This is a genomic window from Shinella sp. 1A1 (assembly GCF_055379515.1).
The window spans coordinates 117,135-129,709 of the sequence record NZ_AP039671.1 but is presented as its reverse complement, the minus strand read 5'-3'; the positions used below and the strand labels follow the sequence as shown (position 1 = coordinate 129,709).

Sequence of the window (12,575 nt, the reverse complement as noted above, 5' to 3'; positions counted from 1 at the left end):
CGCGGCGACCTTACTGCACAAAGCCGATGATGTCGCGAACTTCCTTCATGGTTTTTTCCGCCCGCGCCCGCGCCCTTTCGCCGCCGTCCCGGAGGATCGCGTCGATATGGCTGGTATCGTCCATCAGGCGGCGCATCTCGTCGGTGATCGGCGAGAGCACGTTGACGGCAAGGTCGACCAGCGCCGGCTTGAAGACCGAGAATTGCTGACCGCCGAACTCGGCCAGGATATCGGCCTTGGACTTGTCGGAGAGCGCGGCATAGATGCCGACGAGGTTTTCCGCCTCGGGGCGGCCCTTCAGGCCTTCGGCTTCGCTCGGCAAGGCATCCGGATCGGTCTTGGCCTTGCGGATTTTCTTGGAGATGGTGTCGGCGTCGTCGAGCAGGTTGATGCGCGACAGGTCCGAGGCATCCGACTTCGACATCTTCTTCGTGCCGTCGCGAAGGCTCATGACGCGGGGCGCCGGGCCGCCGATCAGCGGCTCGACCATCGGGAAATAAGCATGCACCGGCTCCTCGCCGACGACGATGTCGACGCCCGTGCCGGCCTTGCGGATATGGCTGCCGAAATCGATGTTGAACTTCTGCGCGATGTCGCGCGTCAGCTCGAGGTGCTGCTTCTGGTCGTCGCCGACCGGTACGTGGGTCGCGCGGTAGACGAGGATGTCGGCGGCCATCAGGCTCGGATAGGCGAGGAGGCCAAGCGAGACCTGTTCGGCATTCTTGCCGCCGGCCTTGTCCTTGAACTGCGTCATGCGCTCCATCCAGCCGATGCGCGCCACGCAATTGAAGATCCAGGCGAGTTCCGAATGCTGCGGCACGGCGGACTGGTTGAAGACGATGTGCTTCTTCGGGTCGATGCCGGAGGCGATGAAAGCGGCGGCGATCGAGCGGATCTGGTTCCGCATGTCCTCATGCACCAGCTGCGCGGTGAGCGCATGCAGGTCGACGACGCAATAGATGCAGTCGTTGTCCTCCTGCAGGGCGACGAATTTGCGGATCGCGCCGAGATAATTGCCGAGGTGGAGATTGCCGGTCGGCTGGACGCCGGAGAAGACGAGAGGCTTGAATGCGCTCATGACGGTGTTTCCTTCAGGCGGGTGGAGGGCCTGGTCCCTGTTACACGAGCAATTCCGGGGAATTTTTCAGCCGGAACTGCGTAAAAAATACGTCGCGCTTATGCACGGCGCCGAAGCCCCGATCAAGTGGGCGCCTCGCGCATGAGGGGGTCCTTATAAAAGACATTTTCCGGTCGTCCCTTCCCGGCGGGGATTGGGGGGAAGGCCGGTCCCGATCGGCCGTTTTGTGACGAAGGGGCACAGAACGGAGATGACCCGTGCGAAAGAACGGTTCCATCCTGCTTGCCTGCGTCGTCGCGCTGACATCGCTCCTGGCGACCGAGACCAGCGCAGGCCGCAGCCACAGGCATGCCTCCCGCACTGAAAAGGCGAGCGTGGCGAAGATCTATTCCATCCAGACGCCGCGCGTGCGGCACCGATGCTTTCCGGGCCGGCTGCGGGCGGTGCTCGCCCATATCGCGCGGCAGGTCGGCCGGCGGCCGCTCGTCACCTCCGGCCGCCGCTCGAACGGGCGGCGCGGCTCCTATCACCGCAAATGCCTTGCCGCCGATATTCGCGTTCCGGGCGTTGCCGTGCAGAGGATCCTCGCGGCGGCGCGCTCTGCACCGGCCATCGGCGGTGTCGGTACCTATTGCAACGGCATCGTGCATGTCGATGTGGGGCCGAGGCGGAGCTGGAGCCATTGCGGCGGGCTCGCGCGCCTGACGAAGCGGGCGCGCTTCGCCGCCCGCTGACGCGGCGGGCGCCTACCCGCCGGACCTATTCCGACGGTGCCGCTTCGGCCTTGCCACCGCGCTTGAGATTGCGGCGGATCATGCCAAGGTCGGCGCCGCCGATAAGGAAGGCGACGGAGAAATAGACGACCATGGCAAGCGCGATGAGCATGCCGAGCGCCGAGACCTGCTCGTAGAGCCGCGCAGTGGAGGAGAGGCGGTCGGCGAGGTAGCCGGAGGCATATTCGATCGTGGCCGCCATGACGACCGTCGCGACCAGCAGCCGCGCGACGCGCCAGGCGAGCGCCTTTTCCAGCGGCCAGTGGCCACGGCGCACCAGCGTGACGAAGAGCATCAGCGCCGTCAGCCAGCCGGAGACGGCCTCGGCGGTGGCGATGCCGCGCTCGTAGAAGAGCGGGAAGAGCGAGACGGCCAGCACGCAGTTGACGACCACCGAAAAGAGGGTGATGCGCATCGGCGTCTTTGTATCCTCGCGGGCGAAGAAGCCGGGATTGAGCGCCTTGATCATCACGAAGCCGGGCAGGCCGAGACCGTAGATGGCGAGCGTGCCCGCCACGACGGACGTGGTTTGGGGGCTGAAGGCGCCGCGTTCGTAGAGGACGCGGACGATCTCGTCAGACATCACCCAGAGGGCGCCGGCGGCCGGCAGCGTCAGGAACAGCACGAATTCCATCGAGCGGTTCTGCAGGTTGCCGGCCTCGCGCTCGTGGCCGCCCTTCAGCGCCCGCGCCAGCTCCGGCAGCAGCACCACGCCGACGGCGATGCCGACGACACCGAGCGGAAGCTGGTAGACGCGGTCGGCATATTGCAGGGCGGCAATGGCGCCGTCCTTGGTGGAGGCAATCATCTGGCCGATGAGCTGGTTGATCTGGGTGATGCCGCCCGTCACGGCGGCCGGAAGCGCCAGCCACAAAAGCCGCTTGACGTTCGGCGTCATGCGCGGGCGGCGGAAGCCGATGCGCATGCCGGCATGGCGCACGCCCGCATAGAGCACGGCCATCTGCAGAAGGCCGGCGGCGAGCACGCCCCAGGAGAGATACCAGGCCGTATCGAGCGGCGAGGCGCCCTGCCAGAGCCCGTAGGCGAGCGCGCCGATCAGCACGAAATTGAGGAAGACGGGGGCGACGGCGGCGGCGAAATAGTGATGCAGCGAGTTCAGCATGCCCGACAGCATCGCCGTCAGCGACATGCACATGAGATAGGGGAACATGACGATGGCGAGCTTCACCGTCACATCGAATTTTTCCGTATCGCCGACGAAGCCCGGCGCGATGATCCAGGAGACGATGAGCGGCATCATCAGTTCCATCGCGATCGTCAGCATCAGGAGCACGGTGAAGAGGACGCCGAAGACCTCCTCGGAAAAACGCTTGGCTCCGTCTATGCCGCCCTCCTCGATCTCCTTGGCGAAGAGCGGCACGAAGGCGGCGTTGAACGCGCCCTCGGCGAAGAGCCGGCGGAAGAGGTTGGGGAAGCGGAAGGCGGCGTAGAAGGCGTCGGCCATCGGCCCGGTGCCGAGGGCCGCGGCCATCAGCGTTTCACGCGCGAAGCCGAGCACGCGGCTGCCGAGCGTCGCGCCGCCCACGGTCGCGAATTTCCTGACAAGACTCATTGTTCTGCCCTGATCCTTTTCGCCATGGCGGCAACGGGCGCGATCATGCCGGGCGGCATGCGATCGCGCAGTTCATCCGCCTCGTCGGCCATCACGGCCTTCAGCCGCGCGACGATATTGGCCTGCCGGTTTTCGTTGGTGACCTTCTGGCCGACAAGGTCGGTGACGTAGAAGGTATCGATGACCTTCTCGCCGAAGGTGGTGATATGCGCCGAGGCGATGTCGAGCGAGAGGTCGGAAAGCACGGCCGTCACCTCGGAGAGAAGGCCGGGACGGTCGAGGCACTCGATCTCGATGACGGTGAACTTGTTCGACAGCGTGTTGGAGATGGTGACGGCCGGCGAGACCGTGAAGGTGCGGCTGCGCCTGCGGCCCCTGGCGCGCGTCGCGATCACCTCCGGCAGGCGCTTGCGGCCGGACAGCACGTCCTCGATCATCCGCCCGATCGTGCCGGCGCGGCGCATCTCGTCGGCATCGTCGGGGAATTCGCGGTTGACGAGGATCGTATCCAGCGCCCGCCCGTCGGAGGTCGTGAAGATCTGCGCATCGACGATGTTCGCCCCCGCCGCCGCGCAGGCCCCGGCGATGACCGTCAGCAGGCGCGGATGGTCGGGCGAGAGCACCGTGATCTCGGTGATGGCGTGGAAGGAATGGGTGCGCACCGTGGTGGCGAGCGTCTGCCTCGCCCTGTCCGCCTCGCGAATGAAGGCGGCATGGCGCACCTGGTCCTCCAGCGAGACGGTCAGCAGGTAGGGCTCGTAATGGAGGCGCGCATAGGTGTTGCGGTCCTTCTGGCTCCAGTCGGCCGGCAGCGCCTCCGACAGCATTTCGCGGGCGGCCTGCGCCCGCTCCTTGCGCGACAGCTCGGAAAAGCCGCCGGAGATGAGCAATTCGGTCTCGTAGTAGAGTGTGCGCAGGAGCTGGCCCTTCCAGCCGTTCCAGACGCCCGGGCCGACCGCGCGGATATCGCAGACCGTCAGCACCAGCAGCATCTTCAGCCGCTCCATCGACTGCACCTTGTCGGCGAAGTCGACGATGGTCTTGCGGTCGTTGAGGTCGCGGGTCTGCGCGACCATGGACATGGTCAGGTGCTCCTCGATCAGCCAGACGACCAGCTCCGTCTGCTTGGGCGAGAGCCCGAAGCGCGGGCAGAGTTTTCGCGCGACCTTCGCGCCCGCCGAGGAATGGTCCTCCGGGCGGCCCTTGGCGATATCGTGCAGCAGCACCGCGACATAGAGCGGGATGCGGTCCTCGATGCTCGGCATCACCTGGTAGCTGAGGGGGTGGGCCTCCTTCTCGCGGCCCTGGTCGATATCCGCCAACACGCCGACGGAGCGGATCAGGTGCTCATCGACCGTGTAGTGATGATACATGTTGAACTGCATCATCGCGACGATCTTGCCGAAATCCGGAATGAAGCGGCCGAGCACGCCCGCCTCGTTCATGCGGCGTAGGATGAGGGCCGGATCGCGCGGCGAGGTGAGGATGGAGAGGAAGAGGCGGTTCGCCTCCTCGTCCTCGCGCAGCGCGGCGTTGATGAGCTTCAGCGAGCGCGTGACCTCTTTCAGCGCGTCGGGATGAAATTCCAGCCCGTTGATGTCGGCGATGTGGAAGAGGCGGATGAGATTGACCGGATCGCGCTTGAAGACGTCCGGATCGGCGATGGTGATGCGTCCGCGATCCTCCAGGAAATCCAGCGTGCCGGCGATCTTGCGCGCGCGCCGCGTGAAGCGGCTGATGGCGGCGGTGATGCCGGGCGCTTCCTTGGCCTGCTGGTCCTCCAGCGTGGCGCAGAAGATACGGGTCAGGTCGCCGACGTCCTTGGCCACGAGGAAATAGTGCTTCATGAAGCGCTCGACGGCGGAAAGGCCGGGATGCGGCTGATAGCCGAGGCATTCGGCGATCTCGCGCTGGATGTCGAAGGACAGCCGCTCCTCCGCCTTGCCCGTCAGGAAATGCATGTGGCAGCGCACCGCCCAGAGGAAATCGTCCGCCTTGCGGAACAGCTTGTATTCCTGCCGCGAGAGGACGCCGAGCTTCACCAGCTCGGCAGGGTCCTTGATGTGGTAGAAATATTTGGCGATCCAGAACAGCGTGTGCAGGTCGCGAAGCCCGCCCTTGCCTTCCTTGACGTTGGGCTCGACGAGATAGCGCGTGTCGCCGGCCTTGCGGTGGCGCTCGTCGCGCTCGGCGAGCTTCGCCGCGATGAATTCCGGGCCGGTGCCGCGCACGATCTCGCGGTCGAAGCGCACCGCCATCTCCTCGAACAGCGCCGCCGAGCCGCAGATGTAACGTGCCTCGAGGATCGCCGTGCGGATGGTCATGTCGCCCTTGGAGAGCTGGATGCATTCCTCCAGATTGCGCGTGGCATGGCCGACCTTGAAGCCGAGGTCCCACAGGATATAGAGCATGAACTCGATGGCCGGCTCACTCCAGGCGGCCGGCCTTGCCGGCAGCAGGAAGAGCAGGTCGATGTCCGAGCCCGGCGCCAGCGTGCCGCGCCCGTAGCCGCCGACGGCCGTGACCGTGATGCGCGCGGCGGGCGGAGCCTGCCCCGCGCTGAAGACATGGTTGAGCGCGAAATCGTGCAGCACCGCGATGAGCTGGTCCTGCAGCCAGGAGATGCGCGCGGCGCATTGCAGGCCGCTGCCGTCCTCGAAAAGCAGTTCGCGCGCCCGCTCGCGGCCCGCCGCATTGGCCTTCTTGAACTCGGCCAGAAGCGCGCCACGCATGCGGTCGCGGTAATCGGCATTGGTGCTGGCGATGAACTCGCAGCGGGCGCGCAGCGCCGGAACGTCGAGGAGGCCGGATTCGGCCGGCGCCAGAAGCTTCTTTTCCATCGGATGCCGGCCCGGGTCCCGCTTATCGTCCATCGCCCGTTCGATTCGCATGCCTATAGACCCTTTCAGCATGCAAGGACAATGATCCGAGCCGCTAGGCTTTGCCAAGTTCTTTCTTCAGCGCGTAGAGCGCATCGAGCGCTTCGCGCGGCGTCATATCGTCCGGGTTGAGGCCCTTGACCAGCTCTTCCACCTTCGACGGCCCGCTGCGCCTCTCCTCCTCGCGGCGCACCGCGACCTGGAACAGCGGCAGGTCGTCGATGAGCTGGCTTGCCGGGTTCTTGCGGTCGGCATCCTCCAGCTTCGCGAGCACGTCCCGCGCCCGCGCCACCACCGAGGGCGGCAGGCCCGCAAGGCGGGCCACCTGGATGCCGTAGGAGCGGTCCGCCGCGCCCGGGCCGACCTCGTGCAGGAAGATGACGTCGCCGTCCCATTCCTTGACGCGCATCGTGGCATTGGAAAGGCGGGCGAGCTTTTCCGACAGCACCGTCAGCTCGTGGAAATGGGTGGCGAAGAGACCGCGGCAGCGGTTCGCCTCGTGCAGGTGCTCGACGGCGGCCCAGGCGATGGAGAGGCCGTCGAAGGTGGCGGTGCCACGGCCGATCTCGTCGAGGATGACCAGCGAGCGCTCGGTCGCCTGGTTGAGGATCGCCGCCGTCTCGACCATCTCGACCATGAAAGTGGAGCGGCCGCGCGCCAGATCGTCCGAGGCGCCGACGCGCGAGAAGAGGCGGTCGACGGTGCCGATATGGGCGCTTTCGGCCGGAACGTAGGCGCCCATCTGCGCGAGGATGGCGATGAGGGCGTTCTGGCGCAGGAAGGTCGACTTACCGCCCATGTTGGGGCCGGTCAGCAGCCAGATCGCGCCATGGCCCTTGCCGTCCGTCGGCGAGAGGTCGCAGGAATTGGCGACGAAGGCGGCGGCCTGCTGGCGGCGCAGCGCCTGCTCCACCACCGGATGGCGGCCGCCAACGATGGCGAACATGGTGGAATTGTCGACCACCGGCCGGCAATAGGCCTGTTCCTCGGCAAGCGCCGCAAGGCTGACGGAGACGTCGACGACGGCAAGCGCCCGCGCCGCCGCCTTGATGGCCTCGGCCTCCGCGACGACCGCCTCGACCAGCCCGTCGAAGGCGGCAAGCTCGATGGCGAGCGCCCGGTCGGCGGCATTGGCGATCTTGGTTTCGAGCTCGGAGAGCACCGTGGTCGTGAAGCGCATGGCGCCGGCCATGGTCTGGCGGTGGATGAAGCGGGCCTTGGCCTCGTCGCCGTCCGTCAGCGCCGAGGCATTGCCGGCGGAGACCTCGATGAAATAGCCGAGCACGTTGTTGTGCTTGATCTTCAGCGACTTGACGCCCGTCTCCTCGGCATATTGCAGTTGCAGGCCGGCGATGACCCGGCGGGACTGGTCGCGCAACGCACGCATCTCGTCCAGTTCGCCATCCGCCGCCTCGCGGATGAAACCGCCGTCGCGCTTGAGGAGCGGCAGCTCGTCGGCCAGCATCACGGCGAGGCGGTGCGACAGGTCGACAGGCAGCTCGGCTATGGCGGTGCGGGCGCCGGCAAGCTCGCCTTCCAGCTCTTCCGCCACCATCAATCGGGCGATGTCGGCGGATGTCGAAAGGCCCTGGAGGATCGCGCCGAGATCGCGCGGGCCGCCGCGGCCGAGCGCGATGCGCGAGAGGGCGCGCGGCATGTCGGGCAGTTGCTTCAGCGTCCGGCGCAGGTCCTCGCAGAAGGAGGGGCGGTCGGCGAGCGTCGAAATGGAATCGAGGCGGATGTTGATCGCCTCGGGATCGGTCAGCGGCGACATCAGCCGTTCGGCGAGAAGGCGCGCGCCGCCGCTGGTGACGGTGCGGTCGATGGCCTTCAGCAACGTACCGGCGCGGTCGCCGGACTGGGTGCGCACCAGTTCGAGATTGCCGCGCGTCGCCGGGTCGATGAAGAGCGTGGAGGCCGAGCTTTCGCGCTCCGGCCTTCCGAGCGGCGGGCGCTCGGCGATCTGCGTCTTCTCGACATAGGAGATCGCCGCCGAGGCGGCAGCCAGCTCCGCGCGCGAGAACGTGCCGAAGCCGTCGAGCGTCGAGACGCCGAAATAGCGGGCGATACGGCCCTCAGCCGTCGCGCTGTCGAAGAGCACGGCCGGCTGCGGGACGGCGACGCGCCCGACGACATCCAGAACGGGGCGGAATTCCGGGTCGTGGAACAAAGTGTCCGGCACGATCAATTCGCGCGGGTCGATGCGCAGGATATCGGCGAGAAGCTGGCCCTGCGCCGTCTCGGACAGGCGGAAGATGCCGGTGGAAATGTCGATCCAGGCGAGCGCCATGGCGGGCTCGCCGCCGCCGCGAATGCGCGCGACGGCCATCAGGTAGTTGGCGTCGGACGGCGAGAGGAGCTTTTCCTCGGTCAGCGTGCCGGGCGTGACGAGGCGCACGACATCGCGGCGCACGACGGACTTCGAGCCGCGCTTCCTGGCCTCCGCCGGGTCCTCGACCTGCTCGCAGACGGCGACGCGGAAACCGACGGCGATGAGCTTCTGGAGATAATCGTCCGCCGCATGGACCGGCACGCCGCACATCGGGATATCGAGGCCCATATGCTGGCCGCGCTTGGTGAGCGTGATGCCGAGCGCGCGGGAGGCGTCCACCGCGTCCTGGAAGAACAGCTCGTAGAAGTCGCCCATGCGGTAGAACAGCATGCTGTCCGGATTGGCAGCCTTGATCTCGATATACTGTTCCATCATCGGCGTTGCCGATGCGCGGCTTTCGTCGCTGGCGAGCTCGGCCGTCGACAGGATATCGTTCGGTCGCACGATCTGATCGTTCACGGAGATTCTGTTTCTTCTAAAATGAAGGGTCTGTTCTTCCCAAAAAAGAGGTGCCACCCTAGCCGCGCAGCGATATAGAAAACAACAGCTGTCAGCAGCTACGGGCCTATCGCCCACAGGAGTGTGAAGGGGGGAGCATGCCGGGTACCGACAAATCAGATCGCCAGAGGGCAACCGTCACGGACCAGGAGGCGCTGGATTTCCACGCGAACGGCCGTCCCGGCAAGCTCGAGATCACGCCGACCAAGCCGATGGCGACGCAGCGCGACCTCTCGCTCGCCTATTCGCCGGGCGTCGCCGTGCCCGTGAAGGCCATCGCCGATGATCCCGGCCTTGCCTACGACTACACGACGCGCGGCAACATGGTCGCCGTCATCTCCAACGGCACCGCCATCCTCGGCCTCGGCAATCTCGGCGCGCTCGCCTCCAAGCCGGTGATGGAAGGCAAGTCCGTCCTCTTCAAGCGCTTCGCCGACGTCGATTCCATCGACCTCGAGGTCGACACCGAGAATGTCGACGAGTTCATCAACTGCGTGCGCTATCTCGGCCCCTCCTTCGGCGGCATCAACCTGGAAGACATCAAGGCGCCCGACTGCTTCATCATCGAGCAGCGCCTGCGCGAGCTGATGGACATCCCGGTCTTCCACGACGACCAGCACGGCACCGCCATCATCGCCGCCGCCGGCCTCATCAACGCGCTGGCGCTGACGGGCCGCGACTTCAAGACGACCAAGCTCGTGTGCAACGGCGCGGGCGCGGCGGCCATCGCCTGCATCGAGCTGATCAAGTCGATGGGTTTTTCGCCCGAGAACGTCATCCTCTGCGACACCAAGGGCGTCATCTACCAGGGCCGCGAAGACGGCATGAACCAATGGAAGTCGGCGCATGCCGTCAAGACGGATCGCCGCACGCTGGCCGAGGCCATGAATGGCGCCGACGTCGTCTTCGGCCTTTCGGCCAAGGGCGCGCTTTCGGAGGAGATGATCCGCTCCATGGCGCCGAAGCCGATCATCTTCGCCATGGCCAATCCCGATCCGGAAATCACACCGGAGGAAGTCGCCCGCATCCGTGACGACGCCATCGTGGCGACCGGCCGTTCGGACTATCCGAACCAGGTCAACAACGTCCTCGGCTTCCCCTATATCTTCCGCGGCGCACTCGACGTGCGCGCCTCCACCATCAACGACGCGATGAAGATCGCCGCTGCCGAGGCGCTGGCGCATCTTGCCAAGGAAGACGTGCCGGACGACGTCGCCGCCGCCTATCAGGGCGTGCGCCCGCGCTTCGGGCCGCAATACATCATCCCCGTGCCCTTCGATCCGCGCCTCATCTCGGCGATCCCCGTCGCCGTCGCCAAGGCGGCGATGGAAACCGGCGTCGCGCGCAAGGACATTCCCGACCTCGACGCCTATGCCCGCGACCTGCGCGCCCGCCGCGACCCGATCGCCTCGACGCTCCAGCAGATCTATGCCCGCGTCCGGCGCCAGCCGAAGCGCGTCGTCTTCGCCGAGGGCGAGGAGGAGCAGATGATGCGCGCGGCCGTCTCCTACGCCAACCAGCAGCTCGGCACCGCCATCCTGCTCGGCCGCGAGGAGCATATCCGCGAAACGGCGGAACGGGCCGGCATCGACCTCGACCGCCCCGGCATCGAGCTGGTGAACGCCCGCATCTCGACCCGCAACAATGTCTATATCGACTATCTCTATGCCCGCCTGCAGCGGAAGGGCTATCTCTTCCGCGATGCCCAGCGCCTGATCCACAACGACCGCAACCACTTCGCGGCCTGCATGGTGGCGCTCGGCGATGCCGATGCGATGGTGACGGGCCTGACCCGCAACTATTCCACGGCGCTGGAGGACGTGCGCCGCTGCATCGACGCCAAGCCGGGCCACCGGGTCATCGGCGCCTCGCTGGCGCTCTGCCGCGGTCGCGCCGTGCTCGTCGCCGATACGGCCGTGCACGACATGCCCTCCTCGGAGGAGCTGGCGGATATCGCGGAGGAAGCGGCCGGCCTCGCCCGCCGCCTCGGCTACGAGCCGCGCGTCGCCATGCTCGCCTATTCGACCTTCGGCCATCCGTCGGGCGAACGCTCCGAGCGGGTGCGCGAGGCGGTGAAGATCCTCGACCGCCGCCGCGTCGATTTCGAATATGACGGCGAGATGGCCGCGGACGTGGCGCTCAACCCGCGCATGATGGAGCAATATCCGTTCTGCCGCCTCTCCGCCCCCGGCAACGTGCTGGTCATGCCGGCGTTCCACTCGGCGTCGATCTCAACCAAGATGCTGCAGGAACTCGGCGGCTCGACCGTCATCGGCCCGCTGCTCGTCGGCCTCGACAAGTCGGTGCAGATCGTCACCATGGGCGCCAAGGACAGCGACATCGTCAACATGGCGACGCTGGCCGCCTATAATTCCGGCACCTGACGCATAAAAAACCGCCCGTCCCGGAGGTCACGGGGCGGGCGGCAAACAATTCCGAGCTTTTCCCTAGAGCAATTCCAGCAAAAGTGCGCAGCGGTTTTGCGTCCGGAATTGTGTAGAAACAAAAGGATAGAGCGTTTTCGCGATTCGGAGAAAAGCGGAAATGCTCTAGCTGGCGAAACGCCCCGCATCCGCACCGTAATAATTGAGGTAGCGGCCGGAAATCTTGCCGATCGGCAGGACGATCAGCACGTCAGTCGTGTTGAAGCCGTGATCGACGACGGCGCCCTCGCCGATGGCCGCGCCGAGGCGCAGATAGCCCTTGATCAGCGGCGGCATGGCGGAAAGCGCCTTGCGCGCATCGACGCCCTCGGGCGGCATCAGGTCCATCGTGCGGAAAAGCTCCGGGCGGGCCGAGACGTGCCACTCGTCTTTCGCCAGCACATTGTGGTGCAGGAAGGAAAGCGCCAGCGCATGCTCCTCCGGCACGATGCCGTGGAACGAGGCACAGCCGAACATCACGTCGATGCCGTGTTTCAGCGAATAGGCCCAGGCGCCCTGCCAGAGCAGTTCCACCGTGCGCTTGGTGCGGTAGGCCGGCAGCACGCAGGAGCGGCCGAGTTCCATGAAGCGCTTGTCCGCATGCCGGGCGATCAGCGTATCGACGTCGAATTCCGACTGGGAATAGAAGCCGCCGGAGACCGTGGCAATGTCCTGCCGCAGCAGGCGGTAGGTGCCGACGATCTGCTCCTCGGCATCGCCCTCGATGGCGGTGTCGAGCACGAGGAGATGGTCGCAGACCATGTCCCAGGCATCGATATCGCGCTTGCGGCGCACGGCGTCCGGCGAGAGCTGCGCATTCATCTCCTCGGCGAAGACGCGGTAGCGCACGGCCTGCGCAGCATCGATCTCCGAGACGGAGCGGGCGACGCGCGTTTCGAGATTGCCGATGCGGCCGAGCACGTCGGTAGCCGTGCGGCCCGCGACCGGAGCCGGCTGCTTGGCGATGTCCGCCGGGGCGATGGTCTGTGCGAGGTCGAGCGTCATGGCAATGTACCTGT

The 12,575-nt window shown here is 66.2% G+C and carries 7 protein-coding genes; 2 read left to right on the top strand and 5 right to left on the bottom strand.

Annotated features, from left to right (window positions below; all coding sequences use genetic code 11):
* Positions 1-10 precede the first annotated feature (10 nt).
* Complete coding sequence (trpS, locus tag ACZ48C_RS00655; protein WP_119257424.1) at positions 11-1,078, bottom strand: tryptophan--tRNA ligase; 1,068 nt, start codon at positions 1,076-1,078, stop codon at positions 11-13.
* Positions 1,079-1,335: 257 nt separating this feature from the next.
* On the opposite strand from trpS, the gene ACZ48C_RS00650 reads away from it, so the two are divergent.
* On the top strand, positions 1,336-1,812 hold the full coding sequence (locus tag ACZ48C_RS00650) for a YcbK family protein (RefSeq protein WP_464781869.1): 477 nt from the start codon (positions 1,336-1,338) through the stop codon (positions 1,810-1,812).
* A gap of 25 nt (positions 1,813-1,837) precedes the next feature.
* On the opposite strand, the gene murJ is transcribed toward ACZ48C_RS00650, so the two are convergent.
* The 3 genes from murJ to mutS all read right to left on the bottom strand — a co-directional run bounded on the left by murJ (position 1,838) and on the right by mutS (position 9,094).
* Positions 1,838-3,424 (bottom strand): murein biosynthesis integral membrane protein MurJ, encoded by a 1,587-nt coding sequence (murJ, locus tag ACZ48C_RS00645; RefSeq protein ID WP_424547034.1) that lies wholly within the window; start codon positions 3,422-3,424, stop codon positions 1,838-1,840.
* A complete protein-coding gene (locus tag ACZ48C_RS00640; protein ID WP_119257503.1) occupies positions 3,421-6,264 on the bottom strand; it encodes a [protein-PII] uridylyltransferase in 2,844 nt (947 codons plus the stop codon). The genes murJ and ACZ48C_RS00640 overlap by 4 nt, the downstream gene beginning before the upstream one ends.
* 94 nt (positions 6,265-6,358) lie before the next feature.
* Positions 6,359-9,094 carry a DNA mismatch repair protein MutS gene (gene mutS, locus ACZ48C_RS00635; RefSeq protein ID WP_464781868.1) on the bottom strand — a complete coding sequence of 912 codons (2,736 nt, stop codon included), beginning with the start codon at positions 9,092-9,094 and terminating at the stop codon, positions 6,359-6,361.
* Positions 9,095-9,231: 137 nt separating this feature from the next.
* On the opposite strand from mutS, the gene ACZ48C_RS00630 reads away from it, so the two are divergent.
* Complete coding sequence (locus ACZ48C_RS00630) at positions 9,232-11,517, top strand: NADP-dependent malic enzyme (protein ID WP_318910718.1); 2,286 nt, start codon at positions 9,232-9,234, stop codon at positions 11,515-11,517.
* A gap of 165 nt (positions 11,518-11,682) precedes the next feature.
* Here ACZ48C_RS00630 and olsB read toward each other — a convergent pair whose 3' ends face one another.
* Positions 11,683-12,561, bottom strand: a complete 879-nt coding sequence (gene olsB / locus ACZ48C_RS00625) for a l-ornithine N(alpha)-acyltransferase (RefSeq protein ID WP_119257420.1) — start codon at positions 12,559-12,561, stop codon at positions 11,683-11,685.
* Positions 12,562-12,575 lie beyond the last annotated feature (14 nt).

What these genes read in the sequence shown, in the direction of transcription:
- trpS (WP_119257424.1), bottom strand. Translation starts at nt 1,078, where the DNA reads ATGAGCGCATTCAAGCCTCTCGTCTTCTCCGGCGTCCAGCCGACCGGC.
- murJ (WP_424547034.1), bottom strand. Translation starts at nt 3,424, where the DNA reads ATGAGTCTTGTCAGGAAATTCGCGACCGTGGGCGGCGCGACGCTCGGC.
- ACZ48C_RS00640 (WP_119257503.1), bottom strand. Translation starts at nt 6,264, where the DNA reads ATGGAAAAGAAGCTTCTGGCGCCGGCCGAATCCGGCCTCCTCGACGTT.
- ACZ48C_RS00630 (WP_318910718.1), top strand. Translation starts at nt 9,232, where the DNA reads ATGCCGGGTACCGACAAATCAGATCGCCAGAGGGCAACCGTCACGGAC.
- olsB (WP_119257420.1), bottom strand. Translation starts at nt 12,561, where the DNA reads ATGACGCTCGACCTCGCACAGACCATCGCCCCGGCGGACATCGCCAAG.